Genomic DNA, 20,388 nt, shown 5'->3' on the forward strand with positions numbered 1-20,388 from the left:
GGTCCACCTCTGGTGGAGATCCCTCTTCCTTATAAACCTCCCCTCCTACCCTCCCGTCCAAGCAAAGATTTCTTTGAAGTTCTTTATGATGAGTTCTACAACAGATTCTTTTGTTTGTGGTGTAAGGGTGATGTAGTCTTTGGTTATGGTTTCATTCCCACTCAGATCTTTTACTATGACTTTGTAAGAGTAGAGAGTTCCTGGTTTCCAAGAGGTGAGTACAATGATGTGATTCTTTGTTGGGGAAGAACTTACATTCACTGTTTTTTCTTCTCCTGCTCTTCCTTCTTTGTAGATGAGGGAGGAAGAAGCATCTTCATCTGTTTGCCAGTTAATAATCATTTGTACTTTTCCGTTTTGTGAAAGAGCGGAGTCGGTAGAGACTCTTTCTACTGTAGGAGAAGTTTCATCTTTTTGCATAGTGAATTCTATCTCATCAGAGAGAGTTTCATTTCCCATATCATCTCTGACTCGTACAGTAAGAACGTAGTTTTCTCCAGGAGTGAGTTCTTTGAGGGTGAGGGAGTGAGTTTGGAGGAGGGAGGGATTTCCTTCACTCTTTTGATCTTCTTCTTTGTTTTTGTTTTTGTAGGTTACAAGAGAGTCGGTAAGAGTATCAGTAAGGAAGTTTACTTTTGCTTCTCTGTCTGAAAGAACTTCTATCTTGATTTCTTTGATTTGTGGTGGAGACTTTGGTTCAAAGGTAGAGTCGGAAGAAGAGAAGAGATTTTTTGATTCATCTTCTCCTTTTACTCGGAAGTGGTAGGTAGAGTTTTCTAAAAGATTGTTTATGATAATTTCATGATCTTTTTTGAGTTCTTCACTTTTTCTTGTTTGTCCATAGTTTTCTGTGTTTCCATATTCAACAATAGAGGTAGTGGGAGTGGAAGTTTTCCATGTGATAGTTGTTTCCCCTATTTGTTTGGAAGAAGCTTTAATGGAAGAGATGGAAGAAGGAGATTGCGTTTGGAAGGTTTGTTGGGAGGAGGTGCCTATGTTTCCGGCGGTGTCGGAAGATCCTGTGGAGAAGAAGTATTTAGTAGATGGGATGAGACCTCGAAGAGTTACGGAGTGGGAGGTGGTGTATTTGGTGGGGTCGAAACCTGTAATACTATCAATTGTGGCATATTCAAGGTCTTTTGTCGTACCATATTTTACTCTACTATCAGAAACTTCATCCGTCTCCCAACTCACCACTGCACTCTCTCCTGTAATGTCTTTGACTTTGACTCCTGAGATAGAGGGAGGAGTAGATTCTGCTTGTTCACTTCCACTGTCTACTTGTTTGAGTTTTGTTGTGAAGCTTTTTTCTTCACTCTCTATGAGGGTTCCAAGATTATCTTCACAAAGAAGTTTGTAGAAGTAGGTTGTGTTAAAGATGAGTCCTCCAAGATGCAGGGAATGGAGTGTGTCATAGATTCCTGTCGCTTCTGTTTGAGGAACTTCTTGGTAGTTTCTTGATTGGGTTCCATATTCAAGGATGCAGTTTGCTGCTTGATCCGTCTGGAAGGTTATGACTGCTTTTTGATCAGTGAGTACTTTAGGAGGATCACTGATAGTATGAATCTTTGAAAGAGGTGCATGATTGTATTCTGGATCTAAGGTTGTTTTCATTGTTTGTATATCACTCTGTGATTCGTTTTGATTGATATCTTTAACACTCACTTGATATTCATACTCTGTATCAGGAGTAAGAGTATCGAGTACCCTGTAGTGAGATCTATCGTATGTTGTTCCTTGTTCTGTTTGTGTGAAGGTAAGGCTTCCTTTTTTTCTGTACTGAAGGAGGAAGGATGCTTCTTCATCTGTGTTTGCTGTAATAACTGCTTTGTCATTTGAGATAAGAGATGTTTGAAGATTCGTTATGGTAGGAGGTGTTTCGTCGAGTGTTGTAGAGAATTGAAAATAGTTTCCTCCATTATTGTCATTGGCAATGTTTCCTTGTGAGTCGGTGGAGGTAACGTAGAAATAGTAGGTGGTTCCTTGAGTAAGAGCATCTAAGGTTACTTGATGATTTTTTGTAAGAACACTTGATCCGGAGAGAGTGATAGGATCGATAAGAGATCCATTCTTGTTTTCACTGTAATGGAGTACAGAGTCTGCAGGGACATTCGTATTCCAGAATATGGTTGCTTGTGTGTTAGAAGCACTTGATACCGCTACACCACTGATAGAAGGTCCAGGATTCGTTGTGACTTCATATCCATTGCCATTATTGTCATTGACTCCGGTATTGCCTTGAGGATCAGTAGAGGCAACTCTAAAGAAGTAGGGAGTGTTTGGTGTGAGGTTGGTAAGAGTGACTCTATGAAGTCCTGATTGTGCTTGGGTGTCAGCATAGGTAGAGACTCCTGTTTGTTTGGTATAGGTGTTGGGAGTGGTTGCATATTCTACACGAGAGTCAGAGAGTTCATCTGTTTCCCATGTGATAGTTACGGTTGTGGTGTCTTTAGATTCTACGGTTACGTTTTGTAGAACAGGAGGGGTTTGATCTGATCCTCCTCCACCTTCTCCGAAGTCTTGAATACCATTTGCTTTCATCGTAACGGTTTGTGAGAAGAAAGAAACATTTCCTGGTGTGTCTGTTGTCTTTGCTTTGTAGGTGTAGAGAATGTCTGGTTGTGGGGTAGCATCAGTAAGGAAGTTTGTTGTTCTTGAGGTTATGATATTTTGAAGCGTATAGGTAGTAGCGTCATCACTTCTATAGAGTTTGTAGTTTCCGAATCCTGTTGGAGGTTCTTCTATTGTTTTGAATCCTACGAAGGCTCGGTATTCTGGAGGGGTAAGAAGCATATTACTCGTATCTTGAGAAATGACTCGTGTAGGAGTTTCTGGAGTAGTTGTGTGTATGGTTTGTGTTTCATTCCCGTATTGATCTTTGAAGCGAGTATAGACAATGTCGGGATCAGTTTCGAGTTTTATTGTTACCGTTGCATTAAAAGGTTCCCAAGGAGAGTTGGTAAGGTTTTCGTCAAGAGAAATCTTCATCTGTGTTGGAGAGTCATCACTGACTCCAAGAGTAAGAACAGATGTGGTGGAGGGAATGGTGAGGTCTTGAGTGGAAGCATCAACAAGGAGGGAGGGATTGGTGGGAGTTTTTGTATCGAGGGTAAAGGTATTTGATTCAGCTCGTGCGATATTATTCGCTCCTTCATTGTCACTTACGGTTACACGGATTTTTGCATTGGTAAGATAGAAAGATTCACTTACGAGAGAAGGAGTCCAGGTAGCACTGTGTGTTGTGTACGTATCTTGATTCACTGTTTTGTTTTGTATATCTTCGGGAGCTAGAGTATTGGAAGCGATATTGATCCAACTACTTCCATTGTAGTATTCAAAGCTCGGAGTAACTATTCCTGGAGTATTGGTTCCGGTATTGGTATCTTCATCTTTTGTTTCGTACGTGATAGTTACTGTTTTATCAGTATTGGGAGTAGTGGTTACATTTTGAATCATAGGGAAAGCATTCACAACATAGCCTACTTTTACATCATCGACTTGAGGTTGAGAAAGAAGGTCAGGAGAAGAAAGATCTACTTTGTATTGAAAGAAGCGATCTTCAAAGATATCTTTCATATCTTGAGGGATAGCACTGGCTGTGCAACTTACCGTTGTATTGTTTTTTGTACAATGTGTAGTAAGAGAAGAGGGAGTAGATTGTGCTATTTGTATCCAGGGGGAAGAAGAAAGATTTCCTTTCGTTCCTGCAGTTTTGAGAGAAAGAGTTACTGAAGAACCTGTTGGGAGTATTTCATTTTCTTTCCATTCTATTGTTCCCATGACATTAGCATCACTACTGGAATCAAATGCTGAAGAGATAAGAGAACCAGCAAGGTATCCAGATTTAAGTGAACCTGCGCTTCCATCAGTTGCAGGTGCGGTAGCTCCTTTTGTTCCTCCGAGTGTTTGAATCGTTTGATTGGTAAATGTTTTGTTTTCATAGGCATAGGCGATTCTTCCTCCTCCCCCTCCTCCTCCACCACCTTGTCCCGCCCCACCATTGGCTTGAAGCTTTCCACCGTTTATGGTGAAGTTTTTTGCATAGAGTATGTTTATAGATCCTCCTGATCCTCCTCCACCATTGGTGAGTCCAGCGCTACCGTTACTGGATATGGTTCCATAGAGGTTGAGATTGTTATTCGTTCTGATTCGTATATCTCCTCCTCCTGTTCCTCCTGTAGACTTTCCTCCTCCACTTCCAAGATCTTCGGGAACAAAGTCATTTCCATAGGTGTTAGGGGAAGTTGCTCCATCACTACTATTTCCTCCTCTTCCTCCATATGTTCCTCCTGATCCATATCCAAGAGAGCCTGTTGTTCCTGCTCCTGTTCCAAGAGTAGGAGTGTAACCTTTCGTGTTGGTGTTTATGGATGCTCCTGTACCACTTACTCCATGAATAGTGAGATTGGTAGAAATGAGAGTTCCTGTTCCATTGGCTACTATGTGTGAGGTGTCAGTAGAAGAGTTAAGAGTTCCTATGGTTATGTCTCCTGTAGTGTTAAGAGTGGTTCCTGTAGGAATGGCAAGAAGTCCTTTGTTTTTTACAATGATGTTTCCGAGAGAGAGGGAGTTGTTGGTGAAGTTGTCTTGGGGGATGAGGGTTTGGGCTGAAGTGGAAATGTTGTTGTTGTCTATGGTGAGGGTGCCATTGTTGGGGCCTTGAGAGACAGTTTCAGTGTAGATGGTTCCGGCAGCTCCACCCACTCCAAATGATTGCATTGTTACTAATCCGAAATCGTTTCCAGAGGTAAGTTTGACAGCAATACGTCCACCGCCACCACCATAAGTAGTATTTAAAGATCCGTTTGTATTCATAGCACCAAAACCTGAAAATATTTCTGTAAAAATATTTATCGTACCACCAGAGCCACCAAAAATACCTGAAGAAGAGATAGCTCCGTTAAGTATTAACGTTCCAGAGATAACTAAAATAACAGATCCCCCACCAGATCCATTACTATAGGAATAACCAGATCCTAAATTAATAGGATCTGATATTGATCCATAAGTTGAGCATCCGGAAGATCCTTGTCCTCCATACGCTGGAGTCCCGCAATATCCTGGACCACTTCCTTGTCCATACCCCTTCCCATTCACATTAATTTGTCCTCCAGTTTGAACATCGAGATTTCCTCCGACATCCATAAAGAGTCGGTGGGTTTCTGCATTTGTATTTGCTGTGTGGGTGAGGTAACCATTATTGAGAATCGTAACATTCCCAGTAACGGTGAATTTGTTGGTTGGGGAACCGTTACTAACAGTAAGAGTAGAAGTAGTAGATCCTCCTCCAAGAGAAAGGTTCCCTCCTATAGTTTGAGGTGCGGTTGTAGTAAGATAGATTCCATTTATAGAAAGTGTTCCGGAAGAACTAAGAAGCGTTCCTCCATTTACATTGATTCCACTTGTTCCAAGTCCGTCATTAGTAATCGTTGCTCCCGTAAGATCAAGAGTGGTTCCTGTGGGAACACTGATTTGTCCTTTGTTTTTTAAAACTAGATTTTTAATGGTCCATGTTTGGGTGGATGGGATAGCGGTGAAAACTGAGGTTGTTTGATTATTATTATCAATAATCACCGTTCCATTTCCCGATCCTTGACTTGCTGTTTCGGTGTAGATAGTACCGGCGGCAGTGCCCAATCCTCCATACGATTGGATAGTAAGAGATCCAAAATCATTTCCCGAAGTGAGTTTAACGGCAATACGTCCACCAGAACCATATCCGTAAGCACCTCCTGATGTTCCTGTGTAACCATTAGTATAAATACTTCCTGAACCTGAAATATTTGTTGTTGTAATATTAACAGATCCTCCAGAAGAAGGTCTGTCACTTGGGGAGTGTGCACTTGCAATAATTTGCCCATTAAGAATGGTTGATCCTAAAATATTAAGAATAACAGCCCCTCCCCCAATTGTATAATAAGCTCCTGTTCCAAGATTTATAGGATTAGTAAGAGATCCATATGTTGGTCCTACTGAACTAGCCTGTCCCCCATAAGAGCAATTACCACTATTCAATCCGGGACCAGCATTATTGTATCCCTTTTCTTTTACATTAATTTGTCCTCCAGTTTGAACATCAAGGTTTCCGTTAAGTGTAAGATCCATTTTATAACTTTCAATATTTCCATTCGCACTGTGCGTCATATACCCACCAGATTTTACGGTAATGTTTCCCGTAATTGTTGTGGGAGAATCAATAATAAGTGCCCAATTTTGAATATTAAGATTTCCATCAGAAAGTAAAATTGCTCCCCCACGAAGCGCAATACCATTTATTGAGTTCGCAGCAATTCCTCCACCAACAACAGAAATATCATCTATATTTCCAAAAATTACTCCTGTTACCGAATTTTGATTATCTAAAGAAACTGTCGTTCCTGTAGGGACACCAAGAACTCCTCGATTTTTTACTATCAAATTTTTAATAATCCACGTCTGCCCTAAAGGAATAGCTGTTGTATAAAAAGTAGATTGACTATTATTATCAATAATCACTGTTCCATTTCCTTCTCCTTGACTTGCAGTTTCGGTATAGATAGTTCCAGCTGATCCATTCCCTGACCCACCAACGCCCCCATATGCTCGCATCACAATAGATCCAAAATCATTTCCCAAAGTGAGTTTAATAGCAATACGTCCACCAGCACCTGATCCGTAAGTTTGAGATACTCCGTTTACTTGAAACAATCCAGATCCTGTGATGGTTGAAGTTGTAACATTTATAGAACCTCCCGAAGAACCCCTATCACTAGGAAGTCGACCATTTGCAAGAATTTGTCCATTAATTATAATTGCTCCCGAAATATTCAAAATAACAACACCACCTCCATTTGAAACAGTATATCCACTACTTCCAAGATTTATAGGATTAGTAAGAGATCCGTATGTTGGTCCTAAACCAACTTGTCCTCCATGAGAACAATTACCATTATTTATTCCAGGACCACTACCAGCATACCCCTTCCCATCCACATTAATCTGTCCTCCGGTTTGAACATCGAGATTGCCTCCGACACTCATGAGAAGTCTATGCGTTTCTGTTGTGGTGTTTGCTGTATGCGTAAGATAACCATTGTTGAGAATCGTAACATTTCCTGTAACATTCAATTTTTTGTTTGTATCATTTCCGTTGTACCCATTACTCATAGTAAGAGTAGAAGTTGATGCTCCTCCTCCAAGAGTAAGAGATTGTATAGTAATGGTTCCACCATTTACATCGAGTGTAGGTTGATTCGTTCCTGTGTAATTTATAACAACATCATCTGTGCTTGTAGGAACAGTTCCTGTATTCCAGTTCGTTACTGTAGTCCAAGCAGTGCTTGTTGTTCCTGTCCAGGTTACAGTGGAAGCATGAGTAGGAGAAGAAAAAGAAAAAAAGGCTCCAAGACATCCGAGTAAGAGGGAGAGAGAAAAAGAAAAAAATGATTGTCTTTTTATGGTTGCTTCATGCATCTTTTTTCTTTTTGAAGTATCGAGGAGAACACTCTTAAAAGTACCACAGAAATACCTTTGGAACAAGAAGGAATTTATTTTCTGTGTGTGCAAGAAAACTCATTGTTATGAGTTGGTTTATATTCTCCCTGAGAAAAAGGGAGTATTCGAGTTTTTGAGAGGGAAAGATTTGTATCCTCCTCAATCCCCCTTTTTTAAGGGGGAGTAATTAGCTCTGGATTGCCACGACTGAGCACAGCCTCACAAAGACGGAAAAGGAAAAACTTCATCACTCGAAAGGACAAAAAAAGAATTGGATACTCCTCCGCTTTTGCGGGGGAAAAAATTAAATACGAGAGGGAATAAAGAAAGATAAGAAGAAAATGAAAGGTAGAAACTAGATAATTTACTTATGCTATTTCTATTCTTTCAAACAAAATTTTTCTTTCTCGAGTTTCCACCATAGAAAGAATTTTTTCCGCTGTTTCTGGAAGGAAAAATTTCAAAGCATCTGCAATGAGAGAAATTTCTTTCAAAAGATAGCGCATAGTTTCTACAAATTTTTCAGGATGAGTCTTTTTGAGCTCCCACGGTTTTTGCTCTTCAATGTATTTATTGGCATTTCCTATTCTTTGCCATATCAATTCCAATGCTATGTTCATATCAAAGTTTTCAATATGCGCAGAAACATCAATTTTTTCTTTTATTTCTTCTTGAAAGAGAACACTTTCTTTCAGGGAAAGTGCGATAATTCTTGAAACAAGATTTCCCAAACCATTAGCAAGATCTGCATTATATTTCTCTTCTAACCACTTCCATGTAATATCATTATCTTCTCCGAAATATCCCTTAGTAAGAAGAAGATACCTTGTTGCATCCACACCAAACTTTTCTACCATTTCTGAAGGAGCTATAACATTTCCCAAGGATTTGCTCATTTTTTTTCCATCGACACTGATAAAACCATTTATACCAATCTTTCTACTCGAAGGAAGACCCCCTGCCAAAAGCATAGCTTGCCACATAGCACTTTGCTGACGAAGATTATCTTTTCCTGCTATTTGAATAGCCTTTGGATTCTCAATTGTCCCCCAAAACTTTTCGAAATTTTCTTGATCTTCAGGCCAACCCAGCGTAGAAATATAATTTGTGAGAGCATCGAACCACACATACATAACATGTTCATCATCTCCCGGAACAGGAATTCCCCATGGCATTTTTTCCTTTCTTCTGGAAATAGAAAAGTCCTGAAGTCCTCTTTCTACAAAAGCACGTATTTCATTACGTCTTTTCTCTGGTACGACAAAATCTGGATACTTTTTATATATATCCAAAAGATTCTCACCAAAAGCACTAAATCGAAAAAAATAATTTTCTTCCTGAATACATTCTAATTCTTTGTTGGGGTGAAATTCACATTTACCTTCTTTGAGCTCTGAGTCTGTTTTTTCTAATTCACATCCCACACAATATTTCACATTATATTCTTTTTTGTACATATACCCATTTTTCTCTACTCGTTTCCACAATTCCTGAGCAGCACGAATATGATGCTCATCCGTAGTTCGTATAAAATGAGAATAATCAACATGCAATAAATCTTTTAATTTTTGAAATTCTTTTGCATAACGATCTGCATACACTTTTGCACTCACCCCTTCCAAGAGGGCGTTTTGATAGATTTTTTGTCCATGCTCATCGGTTCCTGTATTAAAAACCACGTCCTCTCCACGTGATCTGTGAAATCTTGCCAAAACATCAGCAATAATAATCTCTGAAGCAAATCCTATATGAGGATCCGCATTCACATACGGTAAGGTAGTAGTAATATAAAATGATTTCATATGTTTATCTTTATTTTTTCAAAGGCGCCACAAGAATAACAAATTCCCCCCGACATTCTCCCGGATTCTCCCGAAAATGCTGTATAATATCACCCACTTTTCCTCGCAAAATACTTTCAAACATTTTGGTAAGCTCTCTCGCTACGACAATAGTAACATCTGGATTCATCTGAGCAAGAAGTTCCAAATTTTTTATTACACGATGTACAGAATCATAGTAGGCCACAGCAACATTTGAAGCCACTACCTTTTCAAAAAATGTTTTTCTTCCCTTTTTATGAGGAGGAAATCCTGCGAAAAAAAACTGTTGCATATCAAAGCCAGAAATACTCACTGCCGTAGCAAGTGCCGATGCGCCTGGAATAGGAACAACCAAAAATCCAGCTCGAACAACCTGCTCTACCAACATATTTCCCGGGTCTGATATTCCAGGAGTTCCCGCATCAGTTACCAAAGCAATACTCTTTCCAGATCCAAGAAGGATCAAAATCTTTTCAATATCACGATCTTTGGAATGCTGATGGTATGAAATTGTAGGTGTTTGAATATTGTAATGAGTGAGAAGTTTTTTTGTTACTCGAGTATCTTCACAAGCAATTTTGTCGCACAAGGCCAAAACTCGAAGAGAACGAAAAGTCATATCTTCCAAATTACCAATGGGAGTACCGATAACAAAAAGTGTTCCTCGAATAATTTCTTCGCTCATATAATTGTTTTCAAAATATTTTGAATCTTTTTCCTACATCTCTTACATTTTCCAAAAAAACATCTTACGATTTATTATTTTCTTTTTCGCGTGCATCGATAACGTCTTTAACAAAAACTCGGAGTCCCATAACAAAAGGCACTGCCAAAATCATCCCTGATACGCCTGCAATACTTCCTCCTACGAAAAGAGCAAGAATAATAACCACGGGATTCAGTCCCAAAACTTTTCTCATAACCTGAGGCACGAGAATATGATTTTCAATTTGTTGAATAACGCCAAAACTTATAGCCACAAGAAGGCCAACAAGAGGAGAAACAAAAAATGCCAAAACAATAGCGGGTATAGCTGCCAAAACTGGCCCAAAATAAGGAATAATTTCAAGAGCTCCTCCCAAGATTGCCAGAACTAAAGCGTTCGGAACGCCAAAAACTAAAAGTACCGCATAATACAAAACAAACACAATAAACATGAGAATAAACTGCCCCAACATCCATCGTCCAATTTTTTCATAAATTACCTGCGATCGAGAAATAATATATCCCTGATACTTTTTTGGAAGTAATGATCGGAGGAATTGTTGAACACCATCTTCTCGAATCGAAAGATAAAAAGCCATCGATAATATAGCAAAAAAAGAAACAAAGGATCCAATAACGCCAACCGTTTTAGAGAACACTTCCTGAGAAACGCCCGCTTGTCCGAAACCATTTTCAAAAGAGGAAAGTATAAAACGAGAAATATCTTCAAACAAAACTTCCGATCCTGTAAGCTCTTTTGCATAGATAGGAAGCTCTTCAGCCAAAGAACGAATCTCATTTATTACCATAGGAATAATAGACCAAAGAATTCCCGCTACAATAATAAGTAAAGAAATAAAAACGACTATGACAGCAGCACTTCGATTTACAAAACGATTTTGTAATTTCCGAATGGCGGGCTCCATCGCCGCAGAAATTATAAGTGCTACAAAAAATAACACGATAATGTCACGGATTACATAAAGGAACCACACACCCAAAACGATGCCTGTAGCCCACCAAAGAATGGACGGAGAAATGGTTATTTTATTCATAGTCCTTCCCTTAAAAATTCAAATATCAAAAACCAAACACGTTCACTCTTCAGTTCAAATTAATACATTCACCTTTCTCTTCTATTTCTTTACAATTTGAGAAGTTCCTTTATTTTCGCTTCTTCAATGTCAGGACCTATTGCTGAAAAATTTAATCGATCAGATTTGAAAATTTCCCTAGCAACAAGCTTAATATCCTCCATTTTTACTCGATCCACACGTTTTACTATTGTATCTGGAAGTGTTATTTCGCTACGAAGAATTTCCTGATCTGCCAAAAATGAAGCTATGTCGTCACTGGATTCAAGTCCCATGGCCAAACTTCCTTTGAGATGTTCTTTCGCTTTTTTGAGCTCTTTAGCATCCACACCATTTCGGGCTATTTTCTTGTATTCAGAAAGAATAACTTGTAATGCTTTTTCGAGATTTTTGTGTTCTACTCCACAATACGTCGCAAGATATCCAGCGTCATCATATGCCTCGACTCCAGTACTCACACGATACGCAAGTCCCCGACGTTCACGGACCTGAATAAATAATCGACTCGACATTCCTCCTCCCAAAATTCCCGAGAGAAGAGAAAGTGCATAACGGTCTTTATGAAAACGATCGAATGTTCGTACTCCTACCATGAAATGAGTTTGATCGGTTTTTTTGTTTTTGATAAAAAGTTTGGGACTCTCTTGCGCATCATGTATTGTTTCGAAATGACGTGAGAAATTATTTGGAATATGAGAAAAGTTTTTTTCTATATATGAAAATGTTTTCTCTTGGTCAAATCCCCCTGCAACACACACGACAATATTCTCTGCTCGATATTTTTCATCCAGATACGACATGAAATCACTTCTCTTGAGATTTTTTATATTTTCTTCAGGGCCCACAATATCCCAACCAAGAGGATGATCTCCGTAAAGAAGATTTTCAAAAATCTCCTCTACTCGACGTCCCGGCATATCTTCATACATTCGCATTTCTTGAATAATGGCGCCTCGCTCTTTATTGATTTCTTTCGCTTCAAATTTAGCATTCAAAAAGACATCACTCATAATATCTAAAGCGGTATGTACATTCTCACTACTTGTTTTTGCCCAATAACCTGTTCGATCCTTTCCAGTAAACGCATTATACAATCCACCAATAGAATCAAGTTCTGTTGCAATATCAAGTGTTGTGGGACGCTTTTGTGTTCCCTTAAAAAAAAGATGTTCGAGAAAATGAGATATTCCATTATTTTCTTTTGTCTCATAACGAGATCCTGTTCCCGTAAGAATAAGTACTGTTGCTGTGGGAGCTTCTTTTACAGGTGCCAAAATAACACGAAGTCCGTTTTTTAATATTCTTTTTTCGTAATGCATATATGTATGATTATTCCTTATACTGAAAGACAATTGTAAATCTTCTTCATCACTTTGTCCATATTCAAAATATCGTCGTTCGCCTTTGAATGCTACGGCCTTTAAAAAAAATAAAGGTATTTTCTTCTTTCTCACAGCGTGTACACAAAAAAATTCCGTCTCAGCTAGTATAAAGTTATACGATCCTTATTATTCCTTCTTATCTTGATGAACAGATATTACTTCTTCAATATATCGCAAAGTAATATCTACTTCGTGAAATGCTCCTAGCATTGCAGATTCTGAAAACATCTGATCTTTTCTTGCTTTTGCATACGCATTCCATTTTTAACTTCTTTCTTCCCAAGCAAAATCATTCCATGTACGTTGAGGATTTTTCAAAAACCATTCTCGCGCCTTACTCATATACACCAACGCTTTGGTATTAAGAACGCGTAGACTATTTTCTTTATCTCCCTCATACATACTTTCCGAAAGATCGGTCAATCTTTTTAATAAATATTGCCTTCCTTTTTCAATAGCATCGCTCCCAAAAGAAATTTCCCCTTCTTCATTTCTTTCATATTTTTTATTTTCCTCAGACATTTTATTTTCCAAAGAATCTTTTATTTCTTCTTTTCCTAATTCTTCTTGATTGAGAGAGGGAGTTCCTGTGTTCATTTTTTCATTCATATTTTTTCTTTAAAATTCGTCAAAAAATTCAATATTTACTTTTTCATTATAAACTTATTTTTTCAAGATCAATTTCTACTTCTGGTCGACTATGAGGATACTTCGTAAAACTTGTAACTCTTATTGTTGCGGGCCTTTCTTTAGAAGCTTTTTTTAGCATATCCTCTTGATCATTAGAAAGTGTTGTTACAATTTTTACAGAAGGAGTAATTTCTGATCCGTCCTCATGAAGGCCTGTAATGTCTTCAGGGAATAAAGAAATATCACTATGTACGACATGAAAAACCCAACCTTTTTTCTCTTCATATTCATAATCATATTCATACCATCCTTGAATAGATTTTTTCCCTTCAAAACGAAGAGGTTTTATGGAACCATCCTCATTAAATGGCTCTTCTGTAACAAGCTTCCAGCCCTGTATTTTTTTAGAAACCAAAACACCACTCCCGTAATAAAGCTTCTCATCTTCCGCTGTTCTCGCCTTTTCAGAAAGAATATGAAATGTTTCGCTATAGAGTCCAATCTTAGAATTTCCATACATCAAAAATTCCCCGTCCGTTGAATACCCTCCACCAAGAATTTGAAATTTTTCAGGCATTTGAAAAGAAATCTTCTCCACATGGATCATATCAGCAGAAAGAAAATAAATACCTTTTGCATCAGCTACATAATCTTCTGAAATAACTTTCAAAGTACTTGGGTCCAAACCATCTATTCTATTTCCCTTAAAATAAACATTTTTCTTGGTTTTAGCAAAGCCGTTCTGAACGAATTCAAAAGCATTCACATCGGCTCCTGCAAGCTGACATTCTTCATGATATATCGCCTTTCCTTCAACCTTATAGTATGCGTCTGAAACCATTTCTATTTGATCTGTGTAGCGATATTTTTCATAAAAAGAAAAAGTGAACTCTCCATTTTTAAGATCTCTATATCCGTACTGTCCATATCGTATATTTTTATTTAAAGGTTCCTCCCCACATGTTTTTGGAATAAAAAGAGAAAGATTTCTATACCATCCATTTTTATCACGAACAACATTGATGTCCGTATCTAAAAGTTCAAATGTTTTTGCATCCAGATAGTCCACGGCTTTTCCCAAGAAAAAAATGTTTTTTTCATCTTTTGCATACGTTTTATTGATAACTTCAAATGTTTTGGGATCAGCGTTTTCTATAATAACTCCCGAGTAATATACATCCACATTATCTTTCGTATATATTTCATCAATACGAATACTTTCTCCCCGATAAAAATTCATATTCTCTGGAAGCAATCTTTCAAAAAAAAGAAAAGAAAAAACACCCAAAGAAAGAATGATAAGAAAAAGGATGCCGTACTTTAAAAAGTTTTTCATATTTTATAATAATTATTGTTATATTATTCAAAAATCAGCACCAATCTTTCCCATCCATAAAGTCCAGCAAAAGCCAAAAGACCATTAAAAACTACCTTCCCCAAAAACAAACTCAAAATAATTCTTTTAAAAGGATATCGAACGAATCCGGCAGGAGCCATAATAAGGTCATCAGGGAGTGGAAGGAAAGCTGCATACAGAAAGGTAAAAAAAGGAACAAAACTAGGATGCTTTTCTTTGAGTGAATATACGATTCGTGAAAAATAAACTCGAGCTCGAGAAGGAGTAAAAATTCTTCCGCTCCGAGCGATAAAATAGGTCGTCGTATCCCCAATGGCCGTCCCTAATGCAGCCACGATCGCCAAAGATAAAGGATTAAATCCAGCTGCCCCCAAAGAAATAGTTACAAGATAATAAGGAAACGGAATGAAAATAGAAGTTCCTCCAAGAAGAGCACTTAAAAACAAAGCTATATAGGCATGTTCTTCTCCTATAAGATCAGTAATATCTTCTGGTGAATAATTCCATACCAAAAAAGACATTGTGCCCAATAACAGAAAAAGGCTTAAAAAAATAAAAAAGTGTTTTGTTTTTTTTGACATTTGTTTTTTAAAAAAATCTTTGTTTGAACTCATTCGAATAAAGATCTCTTCTTATTCTTTCTTCTCTTTTTCTACTATACCTGAAAACTTCTCTCAAGAGAAATTAAATAAGAAATTCTCTTGAAAAATAAAAATATTTTTTCTTTATTACTAGCGTTTATCCATGCAATATGCGGTCTACTGTATACTTTAATTTAGAGCCCTTGTTTTGTTTTACGATTATTTTCCGACTTTTCATACTATTCCAAGTTCTTTCATTTTTTTGAGAGCTTTTGCTATATTTGAATTATCCTCAAGAACAGTATCTATATCCGTCCATATAAAATCGGAAACTTCATTTTGATCAAGCGAAACACTACCTTTTTCTGTGAAAAAAATAAACATGAGATCATGGTGATAATGTGCGTCTTCCTGTTTTTTCTCGTTTTCGGGAATAGGATGTGTATCAATAAGAATTGGTGATCCAGTTTTTTTGTGCCACGGGTGTGGCTTAATATCATTCAATCCCGCTTCTTCGATCACTTCTCGCTTCGCTGAATTTTCGAGATCCCGGTCTTCATTTTCGATATGTCCTCCAGGCTGAAGATACCTTTGTAATTTTTTGTGAAAAAGAGCTAAGACCTTTCTCTCTGGAGAAATAACCAATCCACTTGCAGTAATGTGCCCTCGAAAATTCTTTCTGCTGAATATATCTTCGTCAGACTGCATCTGTTCTAAAAGAAGAGAGAATTTCTTTTTTTCTTCAGGAAATAATGAAAGGTAATTATCAAATAAAATTTTTGCATCTTCTTTTACAATCATATTTCTTATCTTAAACAATTACTCCGAGAAACTTTTTCAACCAAGCATCAGCGATTCTTGAACGAATACTTTCTGGTCCTTCTTGGATACCATTAGGCAGATTCTCGCTTTGTAAATACGTGATAGTATCCAACATTTCTTTCTGTACAAGCAAAATAAAATCATCCACTACCGCACCATGAAGAAAATTAACGGCATTTCCTTTATTAAGAAGATAGAAATAATGCCCGTTTTTTTCATAAAGTGAAATGTATTTTGCTATCTTTTTCTCAGTGTAATTCATTTCAATCCACGAGATATCCATTTCATCATCCGAAGAAGTAACCGACGCCACAAAAGAACCGTTTTTCAACAGCTTGAACTCTTCACCTTTAAGAGCAAGTTTTCCTGTGGCACAGAAAACTATATCGGATTCTTCAATAATTTTTATCTTTTTTACAATCTTATTTCCTTTTGAATAAGCTAATACCATAATAACTGGATCAGTATCATAAATAGAGACGTCACAACCCTTATCATGTAAAGATGATAAGATTCCATTACCTATTTTTCCAAATCCGATAATGCCGACCTTTTTATTGTTTATAAGAATTCCTTGTTCTCTCAGGAGAGATTCAGTTGAAAATACAACAGCCTGTCCCACAAGATGATCTTCATTACTTTTAAGAGGACTTTGTGCCACAGAAACAACTGGACAATCAAGAGAAAGCTGGGATAAATATTTTTGATGTCCATTTTCTGTGTCTTCTATAATTCCGAGAAATCTTTTTCCTAGAATTTTCTTTATATCACTGGCTATTGTAGAAAAGTATCCGCCTATATCAAGAATAACTAATGAATTTTCAGAAGGGATTTTTTCAAGGACATTTCTAATAGCGTTTATAGATCTCAAATCATCTTTTGTTATAGAAAGAATTTTCTCTCTTGGATAAAATTCTATTATACTTTCGTTGATCGAATTTCTTTTTGGGATAATTCCTTCTAATAAAAAATATTTCTCAAGTATTTTTGCAAATGGTATACCCGTATCTAGTATGTGCATTACAGCTATAACACTTATCCTTTTTGTGTCGCAAATTGATCTTAAATAATTATCATCAAAAAAAATTTCTCTTTGAGCAATTTTTTTCTCAAGAATTATAGTATTTTCCATAAGTATTATTTTATACAATAGAACTTCTTCGTATGCCCATCACCAAATTTTATAGATATCCAAAATTAAAATATTTCTTTTAAATATTGTTCGTTATTTCTTCAACAACAATTTCTGGTTTTCTTATTTGCTTCTCCCCTATTAACTGATAAATTCTTCTTTTAGAAATAAATAAATTATTTCTTTTTAGCTTAGGATCCCTTCCGAGAGTTACCAAATTAAACGAATAAAACTTATCTTTTTCTAAATAAAACTTTCCAAAAATATCATTTTCAGTTATTACATCTGAGATACACTCAATAAAACTCTTTTTTCTCTTTTGGATTATTTTGAAAGAACCATGGATTTCAAATTGAGAAATATCTTCTTTTTCTGGATATAATCCTGTTTCTATTTCTAAGTCCATCATCCCATCAAAATCTTTATATTCTTTAACATCTAATACATCTTTTCTCATTCCATCTTTAGAATAAAATGACTTGGATTTTTTTTCTTCAAATAAATTTGTTTCATACATATTCATTCCACGTTCAAAAGGATAAGCAAATTTTTCTAAATCATTTGATGAAATAATAAATTCAATCTTGCATTCAGCATTCAAGTTTGCAAATTTTTGAAATATCTCACTTTTACTTTTATCCTCTATTTCTTTCAAAAACATTCCTGTTAAATCTGTTGTTTTTGGATTATTATTTATTGTTTGTGATCGAATAGACGCATAGATCATATATACTCGTTTACTTCCCGCACTTCTTTTTATTGTATTAAATTGTTCTTCTGTAAGACCAATCCAGCGATCATTTTCAGACGTATTTTTAATTTCTACAAATAAATTTGGGTTTCTTAGATCTCCATTTTCCTTAATATGTAAAATATCAGGCTCGTCCATTACTTGCGTATTACTTTTAATATCAAAGTCGAGAATATAAAGCTTGTTTTCATTAAATTCAGTAAAAATCTTCTCTATGCCAATTTCAGTGAGTTTTCCTAATGTAAAAGCATCTAGTATAGCTCCTAATCCCCTTGGCTCACCAGTTGTTCTTCCTGTGGTATTTTTTAAAGGGTCGATATAATAATTTGTTCCAAATTCAAAAACTCTTTTAAAATCTTCTAATATAAGTTTATAATATTTCATAATATTTATTAAAAATTACTCTAAAGCTTTTTTTATATTTTTAGCAATTCTCCTAACAACTGGTATTACCACAGAATTACCAAACTGTTTATAAAGAGCTGAATCTGCAATTTTTGGAAGTTTATAATTTTTTGGAAATCCCTGAAAGTTTGCACATTCTCTAGGTGTGAGCTTTCTTATTCCCTGATCAGTAAATATAATTGGCACATTATGACCACCCATCCCCATATTTGCTGTTAATGTTGGGCAAACTTTACTTTTATTTTCTCTCACATACTGCCTTCTCCATTGATAAATAGTATCTTTTTTTGTGACATCTTTTTTTATCCTTTCAAATAATGGCTTGTCATTATAAAAATATTTTTTATCTACTACTATCTCTAAACAATCATTAATCGTTTTTGTTAAAGTGATTTTTTTAGGAAATTTAAATTTCTCGAAAGACTTTTCTTCAAGAAATCCAACGATATAAATTCTTTCTCTATTTTGAGGAATGTTCCCATATTGCATTGCATTTAAAACTTTATCAGTTACTTTGTACCCCAATTTTTCTAATTCCTGATATATTACTTTTATTGTATTACCTTTGTCATGAGATTTTAAATTTTTTACATTTTCAAGTAAGAAGGCTTTTGGCTTTTTATCTTTTAAAATACGAATAATATCAAAAAAAACATTCCCTCTTCCCTTTTCATCTTTAAACCCTTGTCTATATCCCGCAATAGAAAATGGCTGACAAGGAAATCCTCCTGTTAGGATATCAAAATCTGGAATATTTTTTGTAGAAATTTGAGAAATATCTCTTAAAACCATTTGCTTATCTATTTCAAATAATCCTGAAAAATTTAAATCAAAGGTTATTCTACAGTTATTATCAAAATCATTTGAAAAAACACAATCAAAACCAGCGTCTTCGAATGCTATTTTTATTCCACCAATTCCTGCAAATAAATCTATAAATTTCATCTGTGTAAGAATATTTATTTACATTCTAACTCTACTTTTATAAATCAATCAAATAAAATTGAGGATTTTCTTCGGATACATCAATAACAATATTTCTATGAGCAAAATCCCTCATATCGAAAGCATTCCCTTCAGAAGAATGTTCTAACGCTCCTTGTATTTTTTTAAATTGTTCATCTACAAAACTTTCTATTTGACTAGCATCTGAAATTATCCCTTTTTCTATTAATATTTCGACAGTACGATTTACCGTATTATCAAAGCTTCCATCTTTTTGATATTGCTTTAATTTACCCAAGTCAACGCCATCTCCCACAAAAGGCATAAGTACATAACTACAAATATCCGCTTTTCGAGTAAAAGCTCCGGCACCGACAGCAACATCGGTTTGCTGATTATCAAATGAAATTTTTTGTTTTCGCCTACCCCATTCATCTTCTGGAAGATAAGGAGGCTCGATCAATGCTACATAATCGATAAAGCGTATATTTTCTGGAAAAGAAGAGTCATTCTGTGTGTACTTTTTCCATTTTTCATGTTCCTTCATAAGTTCTTTTCCATCACTTTTTTGTTCTTTGAGAATATACGATCCACTTTTTAAAACATAGACCGAGCCATCACTTCCCGTGTGTAATTTTTCCGGTTTTTCTTGCATAAAACTATGACCATCTTCAAATATAGTTTGGATTTCTTCGGAATCAAGTTTTTTTGCGTCTGAAGTTATATATAAAGTTCCTTTCTCAAACGTAAATTTTTTCCACACCCAATCATTCTCCCGTTCCTGTTCTTGTATTTTTTCTTGTGTTTGTTTTTGTGCTTGTTCAAGATCATTCATTTTTTCGGAAGAAAGCATATTTTTTATTTAATGCTACGATATCAAGTAGCTGTTTATAATTATATCTTTATCTCTAACATTCTTATATAGTATACAGTATATAATATACTGTATACTATATACTTTTTTGGAGAAAATGCTTCCTAAAAGTTAAAATATTTTTAAGCGCCACCTATCCGTACAAAATACTGTGTCGGAATTATCGCTTTAGATTTCAACACCTCATTAGCAGAAAACACGCACAAGAGAGTTTCTTCGTTTTTTTGAGAAGCTATTTTTATTTTATAGACAAAAGCATTTCCTCTATGTTTTTTGAGAAAGTCCAACTCATTTCGAGAAAGGTAAAAAAAGACATCAACCCCCTTTTTTTCTACTTATTATCTATGTTGTATTGTAAAGGTATAGCAACCTTGGTAAAGTAAGATAATAAAAGATTAAAAAAATTAGTTTTAC

13 protein-coding genes are annotated in these 20,388 nt (G+C 35.9%); all 13 read right to left on the bottom strand.

Annotated elements, in window-relative coordinates; translation table 11 throughout:
• Positions 1–45 precede the first annotated feature (45 nt).
• The 13 genes from IPN70_01670 to IPN70_01730 all read right to left on the bottom strand — a co-directional run bounded on the left by IPN70_01670 (position 46) and on the right by IPN70_01730 (position 19,953).
• Positions 46–7,452 carry a fibronectin type III domain-containing protein gene (locus tag IPN70_01670; GenBank protein QQS61620.1) on the bottom strand — a complete coding sequence of 2,469 codons (7,407 nt, stop codon included), beginning with the start codon at positions 7,450–7,452 and terminating at the stop codon, positions 46–48.
• Between the two features lie 389 nt (positions 7,453–7,841).
• Positions 7,842–9,275, bottom strand: coding sequence for a methionine--tRNA ligase (locus tag IPN70_01675; GenBank protein QQS61621.1), 1,434 nt, complete (start codon positions 9,273–9,275; stop codon positions 7,842–7,844).
• A 10-nt stretch (positions 9,276–9,285) separates the two neighbouring features.
• Positions 9,286–9,981 carry a 16S rRNA (cytidine(1402)-2'-O)-methyltransferase gene (gene rsmI / locus IPN70_01680; GenBank protein QQS61622.1) on the bottom strand — a complete coding sequence of 232 codons (696 nt, stop codon included), beginning with the start codon at positions 9,979–9,981 and terminating at the stop codon, positions 9,286–9,288.
• 64 nt (positions 9,982–10,045) lie between these two features.
• Entirely contained in the window at positions 10,046–11,056 is a 1,011-nt protein-coding gene (locus tag IPN70_01685; GenBank protein QQS61623.1) for an AI-2E family transporter, read from the bottom strand.
• A gap of 89 nt (positions 11,057–11,145) precedes the next feature.
• Positions 11,146–12,414: an insulinase family protein gene (locus tag IPN70_01690; GenBank protein QQS61624.1), complete on the bottom strand. Its 1,269-nt coding sequence runs from the start codon at positions 12,412–12,414 to the stop codon at positions 11,146–11,148.
• Between the two features lie 327 nt (positions 12,415–12,741).
• On the bottom strand, positions 12,742–13,086 hold the full coding sequence (locus IPN70_01695; GenBank protein QQS61625.1) for a hypothetical protein: 345 nt from the start codon (positions 13,084–13,086) through the stop codon (positions 12,742–12,744).
• Positions 13,087–13,132: 46 nt separating this feature from the next.
• Entirely contained in the window at positions 13,133–14,443 is a 1,311-nt protein-coding gene (locus IPN70_01700) for a DKNYY domain-containing protein (protein QQS61626.1), read from the bottom strand.
• 23 nt (positions 14,444–14,466) lie between these two features.
• Positions 14,467–14,985, bottom strand: a complete 519-nt coding sequence (locus IPN70_01705) for a VTT domain-containing protein (GenBank protein QQS61627.1) — start codon at positions 14,983–14,985, stop codon at positions 14,467–14,469.
• 294 nt (positions 14,986–15,279) lie between these two features.
• Entirely contained in the window at positions 15,280–15,846 is a 567-nt protein-coding gene (locus IPN70_01710) for an NUDIX domain-containing protein (protein ID QQS61628.1), read from the bottom strand.
• 10 nt (positions 15,847–15,856) lie between these two features.
• A complete protein-coding gene (locus tag IPN70_01715) occupies positions 15,857–16,999 on the bottom strand; it encodes an adenosylhomocysteinase (GenBank protein ID QQS61629.1) in 1,143 nt (380 codons plus the stop codon).
• A 79-nt stretch (positions 17,000–17,078) separates the two neighbouring features.
• Entirely contained in the window at positions 17,079–18,134 is a 1,056-nt protein-coding gene (locus IPN70_01720) for a hypothetical protein (protein ID QQS61630.1), read from the bottom strand.
• 15 nt (positions 18,135–18,149) lie between these two features.
• The gene (locus IPN70_01725; GenBank protein ID QQS61631.1) at positions 18,150–19,100 is read right to left on the bottom strand and encodes a DNA cytosine methyltransferase; all 951 of its coding nucleotides are present in this window, start codon (positions 19,098–19,100) and stop codon (positions 18,150–18,152) included.
• Positions 19,101–19,137: 37 nt separating this feature from the next.
• On the bottom strand, positions 19,138–19,953 hold the full coding sequence (locus tag IPN70_01730; protein ID QQS61632.1) for a hypothetical protein: 816 nt from the start codon (positions 19,951–19,953) through the stop codon (positions 19,138–19,140).
• Positions 19,954–20,388 lie beyond the last annotated feature (435 nt).

This window comes from Candidatus Moraniibacteriota bacterium (genome assembly GCA_016699795.1).
Taxonomy (GTDB): Bacteria; Patescibacteriota; Minisyncoccia; order Moranbacterales.

What these genes read in the sequence shown, in the direction of transcription:
- IPN70_01670 (QQS61620.1), bottom strand. Translation starts at nt 7,452, where the DNA reads ATGCATGAAGCAACCATAAAAAGACAATCATTTTTTTCTTTTTCTCTC.
- rsmI (QQS61622.1), bottom strand. Translation starts at nt 9,981, where the DNA reads ATGAGCGAAGAAATTATTCGAGGAACACTTTTTGTTATCGGTACTCCC.
- IPN70_01685 (QQS61623.1), bottom strand. Translation starts at nt 11,056, where the DNA reads ATGAATAAAATAACCATTTCTCCGTCCATTCTTTGGTGGGCTACAGGC.
- IPN70_01730 (QQS61632.1), bottom strand. Translation starts at nt 19,953, where the DNA reads ATGCTTTCTTCCGAAAAAATGAATGATCTTGAACAAGCACAAAAACAA.
- IPN70_01675 (QQS61621.1), bottom strand. Translation starts at nt 9,275, where the DNA reads ATGAAATCATTTTATATTACTACTACCTTACCGTATGTGAATGCGGAT.
- IPN70_01725 (QQS61631.1), bottom strand. Translation starts at nt 19,100, where the DNA reads ATGAAATTTATAGATTTATTTGCAGGAATTGGTGGAATAAAAATAGCA.
- IPN70_01695 (QQS61625.1), bottom strand. Translation starts at nt 13,086, where the DNA reads ATGAATGAAAAAATGAACACAGGAACTCCCTCTCTCAATCAAGAAGAA.
- IPN70_01715 (QQS61629.1), bottom strand. Translation starts at nt 16,999, where the DNA reads ATGGAAAATACTATAATTCTTGAGAAAAAAATTGCTCAAAGAGAAATT.
- IPN70_01700 (QQS61626.1), bottom strand. Translation starts at nt 14,443, where the DNA reads ATGAAAAACTTTTTAAAGTACGGCATCCTTTTTCTTATCATTCTTTCT.
- IPN70_01705 (QQS61627.1), bottom strand. Translation starts at nt 14,985, where the DNA reads ATGTCTTTTTTGGTATGGAATTATTCACCAGAAGATATTACTGATCTT.
- IPN70_01710 (QQS61628.1), bottom strand. Translation starts at nt 15,846, where the DNA reads ATGATTGTAAAAGAAGATGCAAAAATTTTATTTGATAATTACCTTTCA.
- IPN70_01720 (QQS61630.1), bottom strand. Translation starts at nt 18,134, where the DNA reads ATGAAATATTATAAACTTATATTAGAAGATTTTAAAAGAGTTTTTGAA.
- IPN70_01690 (QQS61624.1), bottom strand. Translation starts at nt 12,414, where the DNA reads ATGCATTACGAAAAAAGAATATTAAAAAACGGACTTCGTGTTATTTTG.